The 20430-nt window shown below is 31.1% G+C and carries 21 protein-coding genes; 17 read left to right on the plus strand and 4 right to left on the minus strand.

All coding sequences use genetic code 11. The features are described from left to right. Position 1: 1 nt before the first annotated feature. From rplO to IFB02_RS08885, 13 genes are all read left to right on the plus strand, one after another. A complete protein-coding gene (gene rplO / locus IFB02_RS08825) occupies positions 2 to 454 on the plus strand; it encodes a 50S ribosomal protein L15 (RefSeq protein WP_106687652.1) in 453 nt (150 codons plus the stop codon). A 13-nt stretch (positions 455 to 467) separates the two neighbouring features. Then, a complete protein-coding gene (gene secY, locus IFB02_RS08830; RefSeq protein ID WP_106687651.1) occupies positions 468 to 1817 on the plus strand; it encodes a preprotein translocase subunit SecY in 1350 nt (449 codons plus the stop codon). A 9-nt stretch (positions 1818 to 1826) separates the two neighbouring features. Beyond that, a complete protein-coding gene (infA, locus tag IFB02_RS08835) occupies positions 1827 to 2042 on the plus strand; it encodes a translation initiation factor IF-1 (RefSeq protein WP_007094967.1) in 216 nt (71 codons plus the stop codon). A gap of 4 nt (positions 2043 to 2046) precedes the next feature. Further along, positions 2047 to 2163, plus strand: coding sequence for a type B 50S ribosomal protein L36 (ykgO, locus tag IFB02_RS08840; RefSeq protein WP_010519235.1), 117 nt, complete (start codon positions 2047 to 2049; stop codon positions 2161 to 2163). 2 nt (positions 2164 to 2165) lie between these two features. Next, positions 2166 to 2537: a 30S ribosomal protein S13 gene (rpsM, locus tag IFB02_RS08845; protein ID WP_106687650.1), complete on the plus strand. Its 372-nt coding sequence runs from the start codon at positions 2166 to 2168 to the stop codon at positions 2535 to 2537. Between the two features lie 107 nt (positions 2538 to 2644). Further along, positions 2645 to 3037, plus strand: a complete 393-nt coding sequence (rpsK, locus tag IFB02_RS08850) for a 30S ribosomal protein S11 (protein ID WP_106687649.1) — start codon at positions 2645 to 2647, stop codon at positions 3035 to 3037. Between the two features lie 185 nt (positions 3038 to 3222). Continuing rightward, complete coding sequence (gene rpsD, locus IFB02_RS08855; protein ID WP_106687648.1) at positions 3223 to 3828, plus strand: 30S ribosomal protein S4; 606 nt, start codon at positions 3223 to 3225, stop codon at positions 3826 to 3828. Between the two features lie 95 nt (positions 3829 to 3923). After that, the gene (locus IFB02_RS08860) at positions 3924 to 4916 is read left to right on the plus strand and encodes a DNA-directed RNA polymerase subunit alpha (RefSeq protein ID WP_106687647.1); all 993 of its coding nucleotides are present in this window, start codon (positions 3924 to 3926) and stop codon (positions 4914 to 4916) included. A 59-nt stretch (positions 4917 to 4975) separates the two neighbouring features. Then, positions 4976 to 5446: a 50S ribosomal protein L17 gene (rplQ, locus tag IFB02_RS08865; RefSeq protein WP_106687646.1), complete on the plus strand. Its 471-nt coding sequence runs from the start codon at positions 4976 to 4978 to the stop codon at positions 5444 to 5446. A gap of 85 nt (positions 5447 to 5531) precedes the next feature. Further along, positions 5532 to 6635, plus strand: a complete 1104-nt coding sequence (carA, locus tag IFB02_RS08870) for a glutamine-hydrolyzing carbamoyl-phosphate synthase small subunit (protein WP_106687645.1) — start codon at positions 5532 to 5534, stop codon at positions 6633 to 6635. Positions 6636 to 6784: 149 nt separating this feature from the next. Then, a complete protein-coding gene (eno, locus tag IFB02_RS08875; RefSeq protein ID WP_106687644.1) occupies positions 6785 to 8077 on the plus strand; it encodes a phosphopyruvate hydratase in 1293 nt (430 codons plus the stop codon). Positions 8078 to 8252: 175 nt separating this feature from the next. Next, the gene (locus IFB02_RS08880; RefSeq protein ID WP_106687643.1) at positions 8253 to 9539 is read left to right on the plus strand and encodes a citrate synthase; all 1287 of its coding nucleotides are present in this window, start codon (positions 8253 to 8255) and stop codon (positions 9537 to 9539) included. A gap of 66 nt (positions 9540 to 9605) precedes the next feature. Then, positions 9606 to 10520: a dimethylarginine dimethylaminohydrolase family protein gene (locus IFB02_RS08885; protein WP_106687642.1), complete on the plus strand. Its 915-nt coding sequence runs from the start codon at positions 9606 to 9608 to the stop codon at positions 10518 to 10520. Between the two features lie 33 nt (positions 10521 to 10553). Here the strand turns inward: IFB02_RS08885 and IFB02_RS08890 are convergent, their stop codons facing one another. The 4 genes from IFB02_RS08890 to IFB02_RS08905 form a co-directional block, all read right to left on the minus strand. Further along, on the minus strand, positions 10554 to 11132 hold the full coding sequence (locus IFB02_RS08890) for an outer membrane protein (protein ID WP_106687641.1): 579 nt from the start codon (positions 11130 to 11132) through the stop codon (positions 10554 to 10556). Between the two features lie 59 nt (positions 11133 to 11191). Then, the gene (locus IFB02_RS08895) at positions 11192 to 13477 is read right to left on the minus strand and encodes a TonB-dependent receptor plug domain-containing protein (RefSeq protein ID WP_106687640.1); all 2286 of its coding nucleotides are present in this window, start codon (positions 13475 to 13477) and stop codon (positions 11192 to 11194) included. After that, positions 13470 to 14360, minus strand: coding sequence for a FecR family protein (locus tag IFB02_RS08900; protein WP_106687639.1), 891 nt, complete (start codon positions 14358 to 14360; stop codon positions 13470 to 13472). Before IFB02_RS08900 ends, IFB02_RS08895 begins: the two co-directional genes overlap by 8 nt. A gap of 72 nt (positions 14361 to 14432) precedes the next feature. After that, positions 14433 to 14948: an RNA polymerase sigma factor gene (locus IFB02_RS08905; RefSeq protein WP_106687638.1), complete on the minus strand. Its 516-nt coding sequence runs from the start codon at positions 14946 to 14948 to the stop codon at positions 14433 to 14435. A 148-nt stretch (positions 14949 to 15096) separates the two neighbouring features. Between IFB02_RS08905 and IFB02_RS08910 the strand changes: the two genes are divergently transcribed. The 4 genes from IFB02_RS08910 (at position 15097) to IFB02_RS08925 (ending at position 20413) form a co-directional block, all read left to right on the plus strand. Beyond that, positions 15097 to 17493, plus strand: coding sequence for a hypothetical protein (locus IFB02_RS08910; protein ID WP_106687637.1), 2397 nt, complete (start codon positions 15097 to 15099; stop codon positions 17491 to 17493). Between the two features lie 39 nt (positions 17494 to 17532). After that, complete coding sequence (locus IFB02_RS08915) at positions 17533 to 18003, plus strand: hypothetical protein (RefSeq protein ID WP_223878829.1); 471 nt, start codon at positions 17533 to 17535, stop codon at positions 18001 to 18003. A 119-nt stretch (positions 18004 to 18122) separates the two neighbouring features. Beyond that, complete coding sequence (gene ffh, locus IFB02_RS08920; protein WP_106687636.1) at positions 18123 to 19451, plus strand: signal recognition particle protein; 1329 nt, start codon at positions 18123 to 18125, stop codon at positions 19449 to 19451. Positions 19452 to 19525: 74 nt separating this feature from the next. Further along, positions 19526 to 20413 (plus strand): bifunctional 5,10-methylenetetrahydrofolate dehydrogenase/5,10-methenyltetrahydrofolate cyclohydrolase, encoded by an 888-nt coding sequence (locus tag IFB02_RS08925; RefSeq protein WP_106687635.1) that lies wholly within the window; start codon positions 19526 to 19528, stop codon positions 20411 to 20413. The last annotated feature ends 17 nt before the right edge of the window (positions 20414 to 20430 follow it).

Below are 20430 nucleotides of genomic sequence, written 5' to 3' on the forward strand. Positions count from 1 at the left end.
AATGGATTTAAGTAATTTAAAACCTGCACAAGGTTCAGTTAAAAGTCAAGGAAAAAGAGTAGGTAGAGGTCAAGGTTCTGGTAAAGGTGGTACTGCTACACGTGGTCACAAAGGAGCTAAATCAAGATCTGGATACTCTAAAAAAGTTGGATTTGAAGGAGGACAAATGCCTATTCAAAGACGAGTTCCTAAATTTGGCTTTACAAATATTAATCGTAAAGAATATCAAGGTGTAAATCTTGATACTATTCAACAATTAGTTGATGATAAAAAGATTAACGACACATTAGATTTTGAAACACTTGTAAATTTAGGACTAGTTGGTAAAAACGAATTAGTTAAAATTTTAGGAAGAGGTGAATTAAAATCAAAATTAAGTGTAACAGCTCATAAATTTACTGCTACTGCAAAAGCTGCTATAGAAGCTGCAGGAGGAGAAGCTGTAACTTTATAAGAACATTGAACGCATGAAATTTATAGAGACATTAAAAAACGTTTGGAAAATTGAAGAACTAAGAAACAGAATCATCGTAACTGTTGGTTTGTTATTAGTTTATCGTTTTGGAGCACAAGTAGTATTACCAGGTATTGATGCTGCACAATTAGGGAATTTACAAACTGAAGCCGAAGGAGGTTTATTTGGATTACTTAATGCATTTACAGGTGGTGCTTTTGCTAATGCTTCTGTTTTTGCTCTAGGGATTATGCCATACATTTCTGCATCTATCGTAGTACAATTAATGGGAATTGCTATTCCTTATTTACAAAAACTACAAAAAGAAGGTGCAAGCGGACAAAAAAAGATTACACAAATTACAAGATGGCTAACTATAGCTATTTGTTTAGTTCAAGCACCAGGTTATTTAGCTAGTTTAGGTCCTGTTTTTGGTATACCAAATTCAGCATTCTTACTAGGTCAAGGAGGTATGTTTTATATATCCTCAATCGTAATACTTGTAACAGGTACTATTTTTGCTATGTGGTTAGGTGAGAAAATCACCGATAAAGGTATTGGTAATGGTATATCATTATTAATTATGGTTGGTATAATTGCGACTTTACCTAAAGCTTTCCTGCAAAATGCAGCATCTAGATTACAAGATGGTAATAACGTTATGATGATTTTATTCGAAATTGTTATTTGGTTTGTTATCATTCTATTATCAATATTACTAGTAATGGCTGTTCGTAAGATAGCAGTACAATATGCTAGAAGATCTGCAACTGGTGGATACGAAAAAAATGTATTTGGCTCTAGACAGTACATTCCATTAAAGCTTAATGCTTCTGGAGTAATGCCAATTATCTTTGCTCAAGCTATTATGTTTGTTCCTGGACTTATTGGTAAATCTTCTTTCTTAGAAGATACTTCAGCAGGACTATGGCTACAAACAAATTTCTCAGATATATTTGGTTTCTGGTACAATTTAGTATTTGCATTATTAATAATCATATTTACATATTTTTATACTGCAATTACAGTACCTACAAATAAAATGGCAGATGATTTAAAGCGAAGCGGTGGATTTATTCCAGGTATTCGTCCAGGATCAGAAACATCAGAGTATTTAGATAAAATAATGTCTCAAATAACTTTACCAGGTTCTATCTTTTTAGCTTTAATAGCTATCTTCCCAGCATTCATCGTTAAGTTAATGGGTGTTCAACAAGGATGGGCATTGTTTTTTGGAGGTACATCATTATTAATCATGGTTGGAGTTGCAATCGATACTATGCAACAAGTAAATTCTTACTTGTTAAATAGACATTACGATGGCTTGATGAAAACAGGTAAAAATAGAAAAGCAGTAGCTTAATCTTTTAACATGGCAAAACAAGCAGCAATAGAACAAGACGGAACAATTATAGAAGCATTATCTAATGCAATGTTCCGTGTAGAATTAGAAAATGGTCACATTGTGACAGCTCATATTTCTGGTAAAATGCGTATGCATTACATAAAACTTTTACCAGGAGATAAAGTGAAATTAGAAATGAGTCCTTACGATTTAACTAAGGCTCGTATAACCTATAGATACTAATACGATGAAAGTAAGAGCATCAATTAAAAAGAGAAGCGCAGATTGTAAAATAGTGCGCAGAAAAGGTAGACTTTACGTCATTAACAAAAAGAATCCTAGATTCAAACAAAGACAAGGATAATTATGGCAAGAATTGCAGGTGTAGACATACCAAAACAAAAAAGAGGAGTTATCTCTTTAACTTATATCTACGGAGTAGGTAGAAGTAGAGCAAAAGAAATTTTAGCAACAGCTAAAGTAGACGAAAATATCAAAGTACTTGATTGGACAGATGATCAAATTGGAGCAATCCGCGATGCTGTTGGATCTTATACTATTGAAGGTGAATTACGTTCCGAAACTCAATTAAACATCAAACGTTTAATGGATATAGGATGTTATAGAGGTATTCGTCACAGAGCTGGACTTCCTTTAAGAGGTCAACGCACTAAAAACAACTCTAGAACTAGAAAAGGTAGAAGAAAAACAGTAGCTAACAAGAAAAAAGCTAACTAAAAATTAATTTGGTCTTTAGTATTTAGACGTTGGAAGGAATCTGTTCGAAATTTAATAAGGTTTAGGATTCTAGCGACTATCACTAAAAACAAAAGAACAATATCAATATGGCAAAATCAAACGCTAAAAACACAAAAAAACGTAAAGTTATTATTGATGCTGTTGGAGAAGCGCATATCACAGCTTCATTTAACAACATCATTATTTCACTTACCAATAAAAAAGGAGATGTTATTTCATGGTCTTCTGCAGGTAAGATGGGATTTAGAGGTTCTAAGAAAAACACACCATATGCAGCGCAGTTAGCAGCAGAAGATGCTTCTGAGGTAGCTAAAGAAGCTGGTTTAAAAAAGGTGAAAGTTTATGTTAAAGGACCAGGAAACGGAAGAGAATCTGCAATCAGATCTATTCACAATTCAGGTATAGAAGTAACAGAAATTATAGATGTAACTCCATTACCACATAATGGATGCCGTCCACCAAAAAGAAGAAGAGTATAATTTTACTCAATTCTATCTAAAATAAAGCAAATCAGAAAATTAATATCATCTTTAATTAGATGGTATTAATTTTTTGTATAAATTTGCAAACTGAAATTTTATTTAACAAGTATAACAAGAGATTAACGATTATCGAAGGATAAGATTTAGACCTTAATTCATAATCACTCTTAAATAATTTAAAAATGGCAAGATATACTGGTCCAAAAACTAAAATAGCTCGTAAGTTTGGCGAAGCTATCTTCGGAGACGACAAAGCTTTCGAAAAAAGAAATTATCCTCCAGGACAACATGGAGCAAACAAAAGACGTGGAAAAAAATCTGAATATGCTATCCAGTTAATGGAAAAGCAAAAAGCTAAATATACTTACGGTATATTAGAGCGTCAATTCAGAAACATGTTTAAAAAAGCAACTGCAGCACCAGGAATTACAGGTGAGGTACTTTTACAATTATGTGAATCTAGATTAGATAACGTTGTTTTCCGTATGGGAATTTCTCCATCAAGAAGCGGTGCAAGACAATTAGTTTCTCACAGACACATCACTGTTAATGGTGAAGTTGTAAATATTCCATCTTACCAATTAAAAGCAGGTGATGTTGTAGGTGTTAGAGAAAAATCAAAATCTTTAGAAGCAATAGAAAGATCTTTATCTAACTCTAGCAACGTTTTTGAATGGATTACTTGGAATAGCGAGAAAAAAGAAGGTGCTTTTGTATCTGTTCCAGCTAGAATTCAAATTCCAGAAAATATTAATGAGCAATTCATAGTCGAATTATACTCTAAATAATAAATTAAAACTATTGGTATTTAGCCAAAGGGTTTGTTTGTTCTTCTTCAAACTTATAAACCGCGCAACTAGATAACAATTAAAACGAAGAAAATATGGCAGTATTTAGTTTCCAAAAACCAGATAAAGTAATCATGATCGATTCTACTGATTTCGAAGGTAAGTTCGAATTCAGACCATTAGAACCAGGTTATGGATTAACTGTTGGTAATGCTTTAAGAAGAGTTTTACTTTCATCTTTAGAAGGTTTTGCAATTACATCTGTAAGAATAGAAGGTGTAGATCACGAATTTTCTACAATAGCAGGTGTAGTTGAAGACGTAACAGAAATAATTTTAAATTTAAAACAAGTACGTTTTAAAAGACAAATAGAAGATGTAGATAACGAGTCTGTTTCTATTTCTATTTCTGGTCAAGAAAAAATAGTTGCAGGTGACTTCCAAAAGTTTATCTCTGGTTTTCAAGTATTAAATACAGATTTAGTAATCTGTAACTTAGATCCTAAGGTAAATATTAACATGGAAATTACAATTGAAAAAGGTAGAGGATACGTTCCTGCTGAAGAAAATAAAAAAGCTACAGCACCAATGGGAACTATTTTTACAGATTCAATATACACACCAATTAAAAATGTTAAATATAGCATTGAAAATTACCGTGTAGAGCAAAAAACAGATTACGAAAAATTAGTTTTCGAAATCCAAACAGATGGATCTATCAATCCTCAAGATGCATTAACAGAAGCAGCTAAAACATTAATACATCATTTCATGTTATTCTCTGATGAAAGAATAACTCTAGAAGCTGATGAAATAGCTCAAACTGAAACTTATGATGAAGAATCGCTTCACATGAGACAGTTATTAAAAACAAAATTAGTAGACATGGATCTTTCTGTTCGTGCTCTAAATTGTTTAAAAGCTGCAGAAGTAGATACATTAGGAGATTTAGTATCTTTCAACAAAAACGATTTAATGAAGTTCCGTAACTTTGGTAAAAAATCTTTAACAGAGTTAGAAGAATTAGTAAACGTTAAAGGTCTAAACTTTGGTATGGATCTTTCAAAATATAAATTAGATAAAGACTAACACTCATATTTTGCTCCTCAAAATGGGTAGAGCAAGATGATGGTTAAAACAAAAATGTCATGAGACACGGAAAAAAAATAAACCACTTAGGTAGAAAAACTGCACATAGAAAATCTATGTTAGCAAACATGGCTTGTTCTTTAATAGAGCACAAACGTATTAATACTACTGTTGCTAAAGCAAAAGCTTTAAAAGTATTTGTAGAGCCAATGATCACTAAAGCTAAAGAAGATACAACTCATAACAGACGTATCGTTTTTAGTCGTTTAAGACAAAAGGATGCTGTAACAGAATTATTTAGAGATATAGCAACTAAAGTTGGTGATAGACCAGGTGGATACACAAGAATTATCAAGTTAGGTAACCGTTTAGGTGATAACGCTGATATGGCAATGATCGAGTTAGTAGACTATAATGAAATCTACAACGCAGACAAAAAAGCTAAAAAATCAACAAGAAGAAGTAGAAGAGGCGGATCTAAAGCTGCTGCTGCTCCTGTTGAAACAACAGCAACTAACGAAGAAGAATAAATGTTAATAAGCATTTAAAATATAAAGGATAATCTATTTTAGATTATCCTTTTTTTTATGCAATTTTGTGAAACTTTTTTATACAATGAAATATCAAAAATTAAAAAAAGCACTAATCTTATTAGAAGACGGAACAATTTTTCACGGAAAAGCAGTAGGTAAAGAAGGCTCTGCATTTGGAGAAGTTTGTTTTAACACTGGTATGACAGGATACCAAGAAATTTTTACAGATCCATCTTATTATGGTCAATTAATGGTAACTACCAATGCGCATATTGGTAATTATGGCGTAAATGATCAAGAAGTTGAATCTGATTCTATTAAAATATCTGGGTTAATATGTCGTAACTTTAGTTATGATTACTCAAGAGAAGACTCTAACGGTTCTTTAGAAGACTTTTTAAACAAGCATAATTTATTAGCAATTTCAGATGTAGATACAAGGTCACTTGTTACTTATATTAGAGATAATGGAGCTATGAATGCTGTAATAACTACAGAAGTAGACAATATAGAACAATTAAAAGTGCAATTAGCAAAAGTTCCATCAATGAATGGTTTAGAATTAGCCTCTAAAGTTTCTACCAAAGAACCATATTTTGTTGGAGATGAAAATGCTACTATAAAAATTGCTGCATTAGATATTGGTATAAAAAAGAATATTCTACGTAATCTAGCAAAACGAGGCGCGTATATTAAAGTTTATCCTTACAATACTTCTTTTGAAGATATGAGTTCTTGGAATCCAGATGGCTATTTTTTATCTAATGGACCAGGAGATCCAGAACCTTTAAAAAGCGCAATTCAGGTAGCAAAGCAAATTATAGAGGTAAATAAACCATTATTTGGTATTTGCTTAGGACATCAAGTAATTGCATTAGCAAACGGAATTTCAACTTATAAAATGCACCATGGTCATAGAGGAATTAATCATCCAATTATGAATCTGGAAACTGGAAAAGGAGAAATTACGTCGCAAAATCATGGTTTTGCTATAAATAGAGAAGAAACCGAAGCTCATCCAGATCTAGAAATAACACATGTTCATTTAAATGATAATACAGTAGCAGGTATAAAAATGAAAAGCAAAAATGTATTCTCTGTACAGTATCATCCAGAAGCAAGTCCTGGACCACATGATTCTAGTTATCTATTTGACCAATTTATAGAAAATATAAAATCAAATTAATACATAAAAGACAATGAAAATTAACAATCATTGTCTTTTTTATTTTACTAAAACGATATAGTTTAAATTTTGTGTATTTCTTACTTTAAAGCTATTTATAGTGAGAATTTAACCTTAAATTTGAAGATAATTAACTAAAAATTAAATATATGAGTATTATAATTAATGTTCACGCAAGACAAATTTTTGATTCAAGAGGAAATCCAACAGTAGAGGTAGATGTTGAAACAGAAAATGGATTTTTAGGTAGAGCAGCAGTTCCATCAGGAGCTTCTACAGGAGAACATGAAGCAGTAGAGTTAAGAGATGGAGGCGATACATACATGGGTAAAGGCGTTACAAAAGCTGTAGATAATGTAAATAATATATTAGCAGAAGAGCTTTTAGGCGTAAATGTATTTGAGCAAAATTACATAGATACATTAATGTGTAAAATAGATGGAACACCAAATAAATCTAAATTAGGTGCAAATGCTATTTTAGGCGTATCTTTAGCTGTAGCTAAAGCAGCAGCAGCCGAGTTAGGTATGCCTTTATACAGATACGTTGGTGGTGTAAGCGCAAATACATTACCAGTTCCAATGATGAATATTATTAATGGAGGTTCTCATAGTGATGCACCAATAGCATTTCAAGAATTTATGGTAATGCCTGTCAAAGCAAAAAACTTCACACATGCCTTACAAATGGGAACAGAAATTTTCCATAACTTAAAAAAAGTATTACACGATCGTAACTTAAGTACAGCAGTAGGTGACGAAGGTGGTTTTGCACCAACTTTAGACGGTACAGAAGATGCATTAGATACTATTGCAAAAGCTGTTAAAAATGCAGGATATAACTTAGGTGATGATGTAATGATTGCATTAGATTGTGCTGCTGCAGAATTTTACGTAGACGGAAAATACGATTACTCTAAATTTGAAGGCGATACTGGTAAAATAAGAACAAGTAAAGAACAAGCAGATTACTTAGCAGAATTAGCAAGTAAATACCCAATAATTTCAATTGAAGATGGAATGGATGAAAATGATTGGGAAGGTTGGAAATATTTAACTGAAAAAATCGGAGATAAAGTACAATTAGTTGGAGACGATTTATATGTAACTAACGTAGAGCGTTTATCTAGAGGAATTGAACAAGACATAGCAAATTCAATTTTAATTAAGGTAAATCAAATTGGTACCTTAACTGAAACTATTGCAGCAGTTAATATGGCACACAATGCAGGTTATACATCTGTAATGTCTCATAGATCAGGTGAAACAGAAGATAATACTATTGCAGATTTAGCAGTAGCATTAAACTGTGGACAAATTAAAACAGGATCTGCATCACGTAGTGATCGTATGGCAAAATATAACCAGTTGTTAAGAATTGAAGAAGAATTAGGAGATGTAGCTTACTATCCTAAAGAAAAAGCATTTAAAGTAAAGCGTTAAGTAAATTAAACTTTAAATAATTATTAAAAAAACTCTCATTTTTCAATGAGAGTTTTTTATTATAGCAAATAACTATATCAATATAGCAAAAACCATGTTAATACGCTTTAGAAATCGTTATAGTTTTCGTATTTTTACGGCACTTTTTAACAAACAAAATAATTCAAAATAATATATGTCAAATAAAGCAACTCTAGAAATTAATGGCGAAAAACACGAATTTCCATTAATTGTAGGAACTGAAAATGAAATTGGAATAGATATTAAAGCATTAAGAAGTGTAACAGGTGGAGTTACAACAATAGATCCAGGTTATAAAAACACAGGTTCTTGCGAAAGTGCTATAACATTCCTAAACGGTGAAGAAGGTGTTTTAAGATATAGAGGTTACGCAATAGAAGATCTTGCAGAAAAAGCAGATTTTCTTGAAGTGGCATATTTATTAATTTTTGGAGAATTACCAACTCAAGACCAATTAAATAAGTTTCACTCAGATATCAAAAAACATTCTGTAGTAGACGACGATATTAAGAAGATAATAGATGCTTTTCCTAAAACAGCTCATCCAATGGGCGTTTTAGCATCGTTAACAAGTGCATTAACAGCATTTAATCCTTCATCTGTAAATGTAGATTCAGAAGAAGATATGTACAATGCAATTGTTAGAATTTTAGGAAAATTCCCAGTACTTGTAGCATGGACAATGCGTAAAAAACAAGGATTACCACTTAATTATGGTAGTGAAGATTTAGGATATGTAGAAAACATCTTAAAAATGATGTTTGAAAAACCTAACAAAGCTTACGAGCAAAATGAAATTCTAGTAAACGCATTAGATAAATTATTAATATTACATGCAGATCACGAACAAAACTGTTCTACATCAACCGTAAGAATTGTAGGATCATCTCACGCAGGATTATTCGCTTCTTTATCTGCTGGTATATCTGCACTTTGGGGACCATTACATGGTGGAGCAAACCAAGCTGTATTAGAAATGTTAGAAGCTATTAAAGAAGATGGTGGCGATACTAAAAAATATATGGCAAAAGCAAAGGATAAAGAAGATCCTTTCCGTTTAATGGGCTTTGGTCATCGTGTATATAAAAACTTTGATCCAAGAGCTAAGATTATCAAAAAAGCTGCAGACGATGTATTAGGTGATTTAGGAGTAGAAGATCCAGTATTAGATATAGCAAAAGGATTAGCTCAAGAAGCATTAAGTGATGACTATTTTGTAAAAAGAAAATTATATCCAAACGTAGATTTTTACTCAGGAATTATCTATAGAGCAATGGGTATTCCTGTAGAAATGTTTACAGTAATGTTTGCTTTAGGACGTTTACCAGGTTGGATTGCACAATGGAGAGAAATGCGTTTACGTAAAGAACCAATTGGTCGTCCAAGACAAATTTACATTGGTGAAAACCACAGAGAATTTAAATCTATTAACCAAAGATAGATTCAAAATAATTTTAAAAAAGAAGCTTCATAAATATCTTATGGAGCTTTTTTATATATTTACTTTATGTTAAAATTAAACGTAAAAAACGAGACATCAAGGTTAAGAGCTGTTGTATTAGGAACAGCTGTAAGTAATGGACCAACACCAAAAATAGAAGAGGCTTACGACCCAAAATCTTTACAACATATCAAAGCAGGTACTTACCCGATAGAAGAAGATATGGTTAAAGAAATGGAAGCAGTCGCTAAAGTTTTTAAAAAATATGATGTTAAAGTTTATAGACCAGAATTAATCAAAGATTGTAATCAAATCTTTGCAAGAGATATTGCTTTTGTAATCGATGATGTATTTGTAAAAGCCAACATTTTACCCGATAGAGAAAATGAACTTGAAGCGATACAATATATTATAGACCAAGTAGATCCAAAAAAAGTAATTCGTCCACCAGAAGAAGCACACATTGAAGGTGGCGATGTAATGCTTTGGAACGATTATATTTTTATTGGAACATATCGTGGTGAAGACTATTCTGATTATATAGTTGCTAGAACAAATAAAGCAGGTGTAGATTTTATAAAAGAACAATTTCCGCATAAAAAAGTTAAGAGTTTCGATTTAAATAAATCTCAAACCAATCCTTATGATAATGCATTGCATTTAGATTGTTGTTTTCAGCCAATCGGGACTAATAAAGCCATTTTACATAAAGAAGGCTTTAGGGATCAAACAGAATTTGAATGGTTGCTAAATTATTTTGGAGAAGCTAACTGTTTTATAATTTCTAAAGAAGAAATGTATAATATGAACAGTAATATTTTTTCAATTTCTGAAGATGTTATCATTTCAGAAAAAAACTTTTCTCGTCTTAATACTTGGTTAAGAGAAAATGGATTTACTGTAGAAGAAGTGCCTTACGCCGAAATAGCTAAACAAGAAGGTTTATTACGCTGTAGTACAATGCCTTTAATAAGAGATTAAAAAAAAACACCTTTTTAAAAGGTGTTTTTTTTATTATAATCTGTAGCCTAGTCCAAGCTTTAACATGTTAACTTCGGTGTTATATCTTGTATTAGGGACACCATTATTAACAGTAAGTTTTACAAAATCGTATTGTGCTTGAATAAATAAGGTTTTTGTAATATCGTATGCTATCCCAAAATTAAAGTTAAAACCATTTTTGGAGTCTAATGTATTAGCGTCTTCTACGCTAGTGTCACTAAAATTTTTTGATTTAAAATTCATATAAGAATATCCTAACGCTACAGAAGGATGAAACGATGGTAGAGCTTCAATATCTAGCTCGGCAAAAACTCTAGGTTGTACGCTAACTACAGTAACATCAATACCAATTTCGTTATCGGAATTAGTGTTTTTTAAAACACCAGAATTTAATGCAATTCCAACATTTAAAATAGAAGTATTTACAAATCTATAGCGTAAACCAGCTTCAATTATACCGTTGTAATTTCTTCCAATAAAGTTATCGTCAATAGGTAAAGGATAATTTAATTCGACATTAAAATTAGAATCTTGAGAAAATAGATTAGAATAACTTAGTAGAATAACTACTATAAAAAGTTTAAATTTCATTTATAAAAATTAGATTAATAGTTTGAGTTACTAAATGTACTTTTTATAAAGAAGTAATCCTAAAATCTAACTTTAAAACTCACATTTGGCGTTAAGCCTAACGATTGATGCTCTACTTTATTAATATTATTGTCTGTAGTAGTATAATACGTGTTTAATACGTTGGATTTATTAAAAATATTCCAAATGGATGCACCAACTTCTGCATTAGATTTGCCAATTAAAAAATTATAGGTTGCACTTAAATCACTTCTTAAGTAACTTTTGTTTCGGCTATCATTAGGAGTATTGTAAACAATAGTATTTGAAGTAGAGTTATTATTAATTGATGTGAATGGTCTTCCAGAATGCCAATTAACACCAAGCGCAACTTTTAATTGGTCAAAAGTTATAGTGCTACCAAAGTCTATAACATGGGTAATATCAAAATTATTTGCAAATTTAGAACTGTTATTTAAATCTTTAAAAAAATAACGATTAGTAGAGTTTGTATAGCTTAACCATGTACTTACATGTTTAAATTGTTTATTAATTAACACATCAAAACCATGTATTTGATAGTTTCCTATAGCGTTTACAAATTGATATTGGTTTTGAAAACCTTGACTTCTAGTGGTAATACCATTTACTTTTTTAATATAAGCTTCTGCACTTAAAAGCAATTTATTTTTATTGTATGTTAACCCAAAACTTAATTGTTTACTTTTTAATATAGGTATTGTCGTGTTGTTTGATAAAACCCAACGACGTTTTTCTATACCCAAAAAGTCTTTTTGTAGGTCAATAATTTGTGATGTAGTTTGGCTTTTTATTTCGGCTAAAATTTCGGCTCTAAAATGTTTTAAAAAGGCTTTGCTTAATTGTAATCTTGGCTCAATTAAGTGTGTTTTAAATTTAGGAATATAATTATATCTTAAACCAAATTTTAGAAATGCAGATTTATCTTTAGACTTAATTTCTGTCTCTAGAAAAGAAGAATATGTTCTTATCACACGCTTTATATAGCTTTTAAATAACGGATTATTAACGTCTTCTAGATTGCTTATTCCAACTTCAGATATTTGTAATCCAGCATCTAAATTTATAGTTGAATTGAGTTGATAATTTAATTGAAATTTTAAACCAGCATCCAATACGTTGTTTTCTTGAACCAATCTTTGATTATTTAAAATATCATAGTTTGTAGCATCTAAATTGTAATTAGAATAGTACAATTGTGTAAGCGTATTTATTTTATCATTCCATTGTCTATGATAAGATAATCCAGAAGCAATATTTTGTTGGCTTAAATGACTTACAGATGCTTCATTGTTTGTGTTAATTGTAGCTTCTTCATTATATTCTAAATCATTATAAATATTAAGAAAATTAAATCTTAGTTTGTCTTTAGATGAAATATCGTATAAGAATTTTATAGCAGTATCATAAAAATAAAAGTTTTCGTTTTTAGAAGTTGCAGCATCTTCGGTATTAGTTAAATCTGTATCCTGAAACACGCGCTCAAAATATTGATTATAAGTTGGCGTATTAATCATATCTGTAATAGATCTTCGTGCTGCTAACTGAATTTCGGTGTTTTTACTTAAAGGTAATTTGGTAAAAACACTAGCGCTAACAAGATTTATAGCTGCGCCAAATTCATTATTTTCTTGTATTTTATCGGATAATTGCATGGATACTACACTAGAAATTCCATCACCATATTTTGCGCTTGTTCCGTTTTTTGTAACTGTTACGTGTTGTGTTAATTGTGAATTAAATGCAGATATTAAACCAAAAAAATGACCAGTTTGATACATTTTTATACCTTCATAAAGTAGTAAGTTTTGGTCATGTGTTCCGCCTCTTATATTTATGTTAGAAACCGTTTCATCTACACTAACAATACCAGGTAATGCTTGTATGGTTTGTAAAATATCTGCTTCGGTTAAACCAGGAAGTATACCAAATTTAGATGGTGTTATGCTTATACTACCAGAATTATGTTTTTTTATTCCGGAAGTTAAATAATGGTTGATCACTACTTCTTCTAGTTCTTGTAAAGACAAGTTTAATTGTTGGTCTTTTTGGGTGACCGAATAAAATGTATTATCTATTTTATTAAATTGAAGTGATGTAGTTTGCTCAATTTCTTCTAAAATAGACTGTAGATTTTTATTGTTTAAGTCTATAAAAACTTCGACACCAGATAAAGATTGATCTGCATAAGAAAAACTTACATTAAATTCAGTTTCAATTTCAGATAATAGTTGTTTAGCTGTTGTTTTTTTTGTTTGCGCGTTTAGCTTAAAAAAACACAGTATAAATAGTAATAAAAAAGAATAATAACTTACGCGTTTATTCACGAGTTAAAATTATAGTATTGTTAGTTTTAGTATATGTTAACTGTATAGGTAAAGTAATAGATTTTAAGGCGGTATCTATATTATCATGTGTAAAACGACCAGTAAAAATTAAATCTGTATTAATGTTTTTAGTCGTTACTTTAACATTGTATTGTCTTTCAAATTCGGCAATAACTTCTTTTAAAGGTATGCTTTTAAAAGCACTTGTGTTAGATAACCATTGTGGTTTATCTAAAGCAGTAGATCTATTAATTATAATACCGTTAACTACTAAAAAAGTCTCACCTTTAGCTAATATTGTTGTTTTATCTTTATGTATCACTTTTACACGACCTTGATAACAAGTAACCTCAAAAAAGTTATCACGATGCTTTACATTAAAAGCAGTACCTAAAACCGTTACAGTTCCATTATTTGTAATGACATTAAAGCTGCTTCCTTTTTCTACATTAAAAAAAGCTTCACCTTGTAAATTTATGTCTCTTGTAGTTTTCCAATTGTTTTTATTGTAAGTTATGTTTGATAGCGCATTTAAGTTAACGGTAGAGTGATCTGGCAATTCAATCCATTTTTTTTCTGCAAAATCTGTACTATAACTTGTATCTAATGTAGTAGTATAATAATATGCACTAAAGCATAGCACTAAAATTGCAGCAACTTTTAAAGCTTTTACAATCCAATTTTCTTTTTTTGGTGTAGCTTTTGGCTGGCTAATTATTGTATCTAAAATAGCTTCTTGATTAAAATTAGGAGCTTTAAATCCTTTAGAATAATTAGATAATTTAACCAAAGCATCATAATCTTCTAGCGACTTAAAAGCTTCAAGTTCGCTATCGGATAAGTTATTATCTAGCCATTTTTTTATTAAGTATTCTTTTTCCATAATTGACTCTTCTACTATAAAACAAGTAAGTTTATAAAAGTCCTACCTGTTAATTTAATTTTTTTAATTTAACTATATACCTTCTATGTCTTTTCGTAACTTTTTAAGTGCGCTATAAATACGTTTTTCTACAGCTTTTGTACTTATATCTAATATAGCAGCAATTTCTTTAAAGCGTTTTCCTTCGGTTCTATTCATTAAAAACGCAACGCGTTCTGCTTCTGTAAGGTTTGCTATTGCGGTTTCTAGTTTTACTTTATATTGTTCTTCTTGCATCAAAAATTCTGGACTCTCGTTACTATAAGATTTTGGAGTTATCGTTTTATGTTTTAAAACTACTTTTTGATGTGCAACTTCATTTAGCATTAAATTGTTAGCAATAGTATAAACATAACTTTTTGCTTTTTCTGGAGTGACTTTTTTACAATTTTCCCAAAGCTTAATAAATGCATCTTGAACTTTGTCTTGCGGATTTAATCGTTCTCCATACTTATAGTATAAATAATCGTGTAAGGATTTAGAATGCTTATTAAAAAACGATTTAAATAAACTTTGTTGGCAAAAATCTTTATGTAATTGTTTAGACATTAAATGTGTAATTGTTAGCGACTACAAAGTAGAATTAATTTTTTTACAAAGTCAAGGTAGGAATTTTTTAGTTTAAACTGTTTTATATTTAAAAGTGGGAAAATCTTGCTTTTTGAAAAAGAAATTTCAACAATAAAAAACAACAATTATGAAAAAAACCAACTTATCCTTTAATTTAAAAAGTGTCTGGTTATGTGCTTTTTTTATGCTGGCGATGTTATTCTCTTGTCAGCAAGAAGAAACCGAAATTATTAATCCTTCCAACGATGATGTTATTGAAGGAGATTCAGCAACAGCAAATTTAATGGCAAGAACAGCATCTAATGATGGATCTATAGACAATATTGTAGATTATGCCAATTGCTTGGAAGTTAATTTGCCTGTTACTGTTACAGCAAATGGTGTAACAATAACCATTCAAAGCGTTACAGATTATAGTCAATTAGAAGCCATTTTAGACGCGTTAACAACAGATGATGATCAAGTAGAAATCTCGTTTCCTATAACGGTTACTTTAAACGATTATTCTCAAATTACAATTACAAGTCAGCAACAATTAGACGCGTTAATTGCAGATTGTAATGGCGAAAACGAAACGGATGATGATATAGAGTGTATAGACTTTGTTTATCCAATTTCATTTTCTATTTATAATACAGATTTTCAAGTTATAGATACAGTTACGGTAAATTCTGATCAAGAATTATATTCATTTTTAGACACATTAAATGGTCCTGTAATTGCTAGTTTAAATTTCCCTGTGTCTTTAGAAGCTGCTAATGGCGACATAGTTGTAGTAAATAGTAATGCAGAGTTAACCACAGCAATAGAAAATGCAGATGGAACTTGTGACGAAGATGATGACTACGATTGGAATGACGACGATTGTACAGAAGAGTTTATAGAATTAGCTTTAAAAGAATGTGTTTGGGAAATCTCGCAATACAACAATACAAACACTTTTAACGATTATTATATAGATTTTGATAGTAGCTATAATTTTACAGCTTACGATGCTTCAGGAAATGCTGTACATGATGGTAGTTGGTCTGTAGCACAAAGCAGTGCTAATTTTGTGCTAACCTTTACCACAGACTGGAGTGATATTTCTGGAGATTGGATTATTGTAGACTGCGAGCATGATTATGAGTTTGATTTAATCCATACTTCTAACAACATAAATATGCAAATAGAGCAAGAATGTAATACAAGCAATAATGATTTTGATTGTTTTGAAAGTTTTGATGCTCAAATTGTAAAGTGTGATGATAATTTAGATGGATTTGAAGTCTTTGATCTTACAGTTGCTTTTAATAATTGTGTTGATCCAGCAACGTATAATTTAACTTACTACGAAACTATTGTAGATGCCGAAAATGGAACAAACGCTATCGCAAATCCGCAAGCATTTACAAATACAACATCGCCTCAAACCATATATGTTAGAGTTGAATTATTAACTAACGGAAATTATGAAATCTTCGAAATAGAATTAATACTAGAAGATTGTAGTGTAAACTGCTCGACACAAGATGTAGAAGCTTATTTACAAGAATGTAAATGGAATGTTACAAGTTTAAATGGAGATGATAATTTAGTGCATTATGATTTAATTTTCCAATCAGGAAATGCATTAACAATTATTAATACACAAGACAACAACAGTTACACAGGTAATTGGGAAGTAACAGAAGTTGCAGGAGATGCAGTATTAGAATTTTACAACGTAGCAGGTCCAAATATTCAAGCAATAAATGATTACTGGAAAGTTACAAATTGTGACACTAATTATTTAGAATTTATAAACGGAACAAGCCAAACCATGGTTTTAGAACAACAAAATTGTTATACCGAAACTCAATTATTTGATGCTATCACATCATGCGATTGGACTGTTTACAGCTTTATATCAAATGGGACAGATCAAACAGATAATTACGCTTCACATACATATACTTTTCATGAAAACGAATTTGTATATGCAACAGATGGAGCAGCAGTAAATTACGGTAGTCTATCTGCAGACGCAACAGGGTCACAAGAATTAATAGTGCTATTTGCGATGTATGGATCGTCTTCAGGATTAGGTAATTATTATTCTGTTGATTTAATTTCAGACGACTATATAATTTTCTCAGATTCTAATTCAAATACAACATTAAAATTTGAAAAAGTTTGTACAAACACATCAGATAACGATGTAGAAGAAATCCAAAATTGGTTATACAACGGAGATTGGCAAATCACATACTCTACAATGGATAATGTAGATAATACTTCAGATTACGCTGGAATAGAATTTGATTTTTCTACCGAAGCTAATATCATAGCAAATGATAATGGTACAATCACAAACTTACAAGGTGATGTGGTAAGAGACAGTAACGGAACTTTAAGATTTGTAATCAATTACTTAGGTCAATTCCCATACTGGCAATTGGATGACGATTGGTATATTACAGAAGTAGACGCTAATCGTATGGAATTACATCATGTTAATGACGATAATAACAATCAATATGTGTTAGTTTTTGAAAAACAATAATTAAATTTATACACGTTAATTAATCTAAATCCTTTCATTATGAAAACAGAAATTAAAACTTCGTTATTATTAATGTTGTCAATGTCATTAATGTCATCAATGTGTTCAGACGATGACGATAATCAGCAAACTAATAATTCGCAGACCATACAACAAATTACTACTCAAGTCCAAAGTAGTAATTGGGAAGTGACCTACTTTTTTGATACAGATCAAGAAGAAACAGAGAATTTTAATGGATTTACGTTTTCTTTTGAAACAAATAATCAACTAACTGCTGCCAACGGATCAAATACTTACATAGGAAGTTGGTCTGTTACAGATAGTAATAGCTCAGATGATTCTCCAGAAGATGTAGACTTTAATATAAATTTTACAAGTCCACCAAATTTTGAAGAATTATCAGACGATTGGGATATAATTTCTCATTCTTCAACAAAAATCGAGCTCATAGATATAAGTGGAGGAAATGGAGGAACAGATTATTTAACTTTTGAAAAACTTCAATAAATACAACAAAAAGGCTTATCAGATTTGATAAGCCTTTTTTTATTCAATTAAATAGTAATTAGACTTTATAAATACACATCAAATTCCTATTTTTGTGCTTCTTAAAAATCAAAAAAATTATGTTTAATAATTTAAGTGAAAAGTTAGATAAAGCCTTACACGTATTAAAAGGTCATGGTAGCATTACAGAAGTAAACGTTGCCGAAACCCTAAAAGAAGTAAGACGTGCGCTTTTAGATGCCGATGTTAACTACAAAATTGCAAAAGAATTTACCAACAACGTAAAAGAAAAAGCACTTGGTCAAGACGTATTAACAACGTTACAACCAGGACAGTTAATGGTAAAAATTGTTAAAGATGAATTAACAGAACTTATGGGCGGAGACGCAACAGGAATTAATCTTTCTGGAGCTCCAACTGTAATTTTAATGTCTGGTTTACAAGGATCTGGTAAAACCACTTTTTCGGGTAAATTAGCCAATTACTTAAAGAAGAAAAAAACAAAAAAACCTTTATTAGTAGCTTGTGATGTATATCGTCCAGCAGCGGTAGATCAGTTACACGTAGTAGGAGATCAAATAAAGGTAGATGTATATAGCGATAAAGGTAATACAGATCCTGTAGCAATTGCTCAAGCAGGTATAGCGCATGCAAAAGCAAATGGTCACAATGTAGTTATTATAGATACTGCTGGTCGTTTAGCTGTAGATGAAGCTATGATGACCGAGATCTCTAACATCCATAAAGCAATTCAACCACAAGAAACACTTTTTGTTGTAGACTCAATGACAGGTCAAGATGCTGTAAATACAGCAAAAGCCTTCAACGATGTCTTAAATTTTGATGGTGTAATCTTAACCAAATTAGATGGTGATACACGTGGTGGAGCTGCAATTTCTATTAAATCTGTAGTAAACAAACCAATTAAGTTTATTGGTACAGGTGAAAAAATGGAAGCAATAGATGTTTTCTATCCTTCACGTATGGCAGATCGTATCCTTGGTATGGGAGACGTTGTATCTTTAGTAGAAAGAGCGCAAGAGCAGTTTGACGAGCAAGAAGCTAGAAAATTACAGAAGAAAATCGCTAAAAACCAATTTGGTTTTGACGACTTCTTAAAGCAAATCCAGCAAATCAAAAAGATGGGTAACATGAAAGACCTTATCGGGATGATACCAGGAGCTGGAAAAATGATGAAAAATATAGACATAGATGACGATGCTTTTAAAGGTATAGAAGCAATTATACACTCTATGACACCAAAAGAACGCGCCAATCCTTCTATAATAAACGCAAGTAGAAAAAAACGTATCGGAAAAGGTTCTGGTACATCTGTTCAAGAGGTTAACCAATTATTAAAACAGTTTGACCAAATGAGCAAAATGATGAAAATGATGCAAGGTGGCGGCGGAAAACGTATGATGCAAGCAATGAAAAACATGAGGTAACTCATGTTTTTTTATTTTCAATATAAAACAACAAGTTTAGTTTAATTACCAATCTTAAATAACAACAACACAACATGACAATTCTTGACGGAAAAAAGGTAAGTAACGACATTAAAAATGAAATTAAAGCTGAAGTCGATAAGATGAAGGCTAATGGCGAAAAAGTGCCACATCTTGCAGCAGTTATTGTAGGTAACGATGGAGCAAGTTTAACTTACGTAGGTAGTAAAGTAAGAGCTTGCGAGCGTGTAGGATTTGAATCTACAATGGTACGTATGTCTAATACAACTAGCGAAATAGAATTATTAGATAAAATAGAAGAGTTAAATGAAAATGATGATATAGATGGTTTTATCATTCAATTACCATTACCACCGCAAATAGATACTCAAAAGGTTTTGATGGCTGTTCATCCAGATAAAGACGTAGATGGATTTCATCCAATGAATTTTGGTAAAATGGCATTAGATATGTCAACTTTTATTCCTGCAACTCCTTTCGGGATTTTAGAACTATTAGATCGTTACCAAGTAGATACTAAAGGAAAGCATACAGTGGTTATTGGTAGATCACATATTGTTGGAAGACCGATGAGTATTTTAATGGGACGTAAAGGGTTTCCTGGTAACTCAACCGTTACTTTAACACACAGTCATACTAAAAACATTACTCAAATAACAAGTCAAGCAGATATTATTATTTCTGCATTAGGTGTGCCAAATTTTTTAAAAGCCGAAATGGTTAAAGACGATGCAGTAATTATTGATGTAGGTATTACTCGTGTTCCTGATGAAAACGCTGCTAAAGGTTATGTGATCACAGGAGATGTAGATTATGAAAATGTAAGTAAAAAGGCGAGTTACATTACTCCTGTACCTGGTGGAGTAGGACCAATGACAATCGCAATGTTACTTAAAAACACGCTATTAGCTAGAGAAAGACATAGAAAATCTAACAAATAATTAAATTATTATTTTAT

Origin of the sequence: Mesoflavibacter profundi (genome assembly GCF_014764305.1) — a bacterium.
GTDB lineage: Bacteria > Bacteroidota > Bacteroidia > Flavobacteriales > Flavobacteriaceae > Mesoflavibacter > Mesoflavibacter profundi.

Excerpts from the sequence above, each read along its gene's own strand:
- rplO (WP_106687652.1), top strand. The coding sequence starts at position 2 with ATGGATTTAAGTAATTTAAAACCTGCACAAGGTTCAGTTAAAAGTCAA.
- secY (WP_106687651.1), top strand. The coding sequence starts at position 468 with ATGAAATTTATAGAGACATTAAAAAACGTTTGGAAAATTGAAGAACTA.
- infA (WP_007094967.1), top strand. The coding sequence starts at position 1,827 with ATGGCAAAACAAGCAGCAATAGAACAAGACGGAACAATTATAGAAGCA.
- ykgO (WP_010519235.1), top strand. The coding sequence starts at position 2,047 with ATGAAAGTAAGAGCATCAATTAAAAAGAGAAGCGCAGATTGTAAAATA.
- rpsM (WP_106687650.1), top strand. The coding sequence starts at position 2,166 with ATGGCAAGAATTGCAGGTGTAGACATACCAAAACAAAAAAGAGGAGTT.
- rpsK (WP_106687649.1), top strand. The coding sequence starts at position 2,645 with ATGGCAAAATCAAACGCTAAAAACACAAAAAAACGTAAAGTTATTATT.
- rpsD (WP_106687648.1), top strand. The coding sequence starts at position 3,223 with ATGGCAAGATATACTGGTCCAAAAACTAAAATAGCTCGTAAGTTTGGC.
- IFB02_RS08860 (WP_106687647.1), top strand. The coding sequence starts at position 3,924 with ATGGCAGTATTTAGTTTCCAAAAACCAGATAAAGTAATCATGATCGAT.
- rplQ (WP_106687646.1), top strand. The coding sequence starts at position 4,976 with ATGAGACACGGAAAAAAAATAAACCACTTAGGTAGAAAAACTGCACAT.
- carA (WP_106687645.1), top strand. The coding sequence starts at position 5,532 with ATGAAATATCAAAAATTAAAAAAAGCACTAATCTTATTAGAAGACGGA.
- eno (WP_106687644.1), top strand. The coding sequence starts at position 6,785 with ATGAGTATTATAATTAATGTTCACGCAAGACAAATTTTTGATTCAAGA.
- IFB02_RS08880 (WP_106687643.1), top strand. The coding sequence starts at position 8,253 with ATGTCAAATAAAGCAACTCTAGAAATTAATGGCGAAAAACACGAATTT.
- IFB02_RS08885 (WP_106687642.1), top strand. The coding sequence starts at position 9,606 with ATGTTAAAATTAAACGTAAAAAACGAGACATCAAGGTTAAGAGCTGTT.
- IFB02_RS08890 (WP_106687641.1), bottom strand. The coding sequence starts at position 11,132 with ATGAAATTTAAACTTTTTATAGTAGTTATTCTACTAAGTTATTCTAAT.
- IFB02_RS08900 (WP_106687639.1), bottom strand. The coding sequence starts at position 14,360 with ATGGAAAAAGAATACTTAATAAAAAAATGGCTAGATAATAACTTATCC.
- IFB02_RS08905 (WP_106687638.1), bottom strand. The coding sequence starts at position 14,948 with ATGTCTAAACAATTACATAAAGATTTTTGCCAACAAAGTTTATTTAAA.
- IFB02_RS08910 (WP_106687637.1), top strand. The coding sequence starts at position 15,097 with ATGAAAAAAACCAACTTATCCTTTAATTTAAAAAGTGTCTGGTTATGT.
- IFB02_RS08915 (WP_223878829.1), top strand. The coding sequence starts at position 17,533 with ATGAAAACAGAAATTAAAACTTCGTTATTATTAATGTTGTCAATGTCA.
- ffh (WP_106687636.1), top strand. The coding sequence starts at position 18,123 with ATGTTTAATAATTTAAGTGAAAAGTTAGATAAAGCCTTACACGTATTA.
- IFB02_RS08925 (WP_106687635.1), top strand. The coding sequence starts at position 19,526 with ATGACAATTCTTGACGGAAAAAAGGTAAGTAACGACATTAAAAATGAA.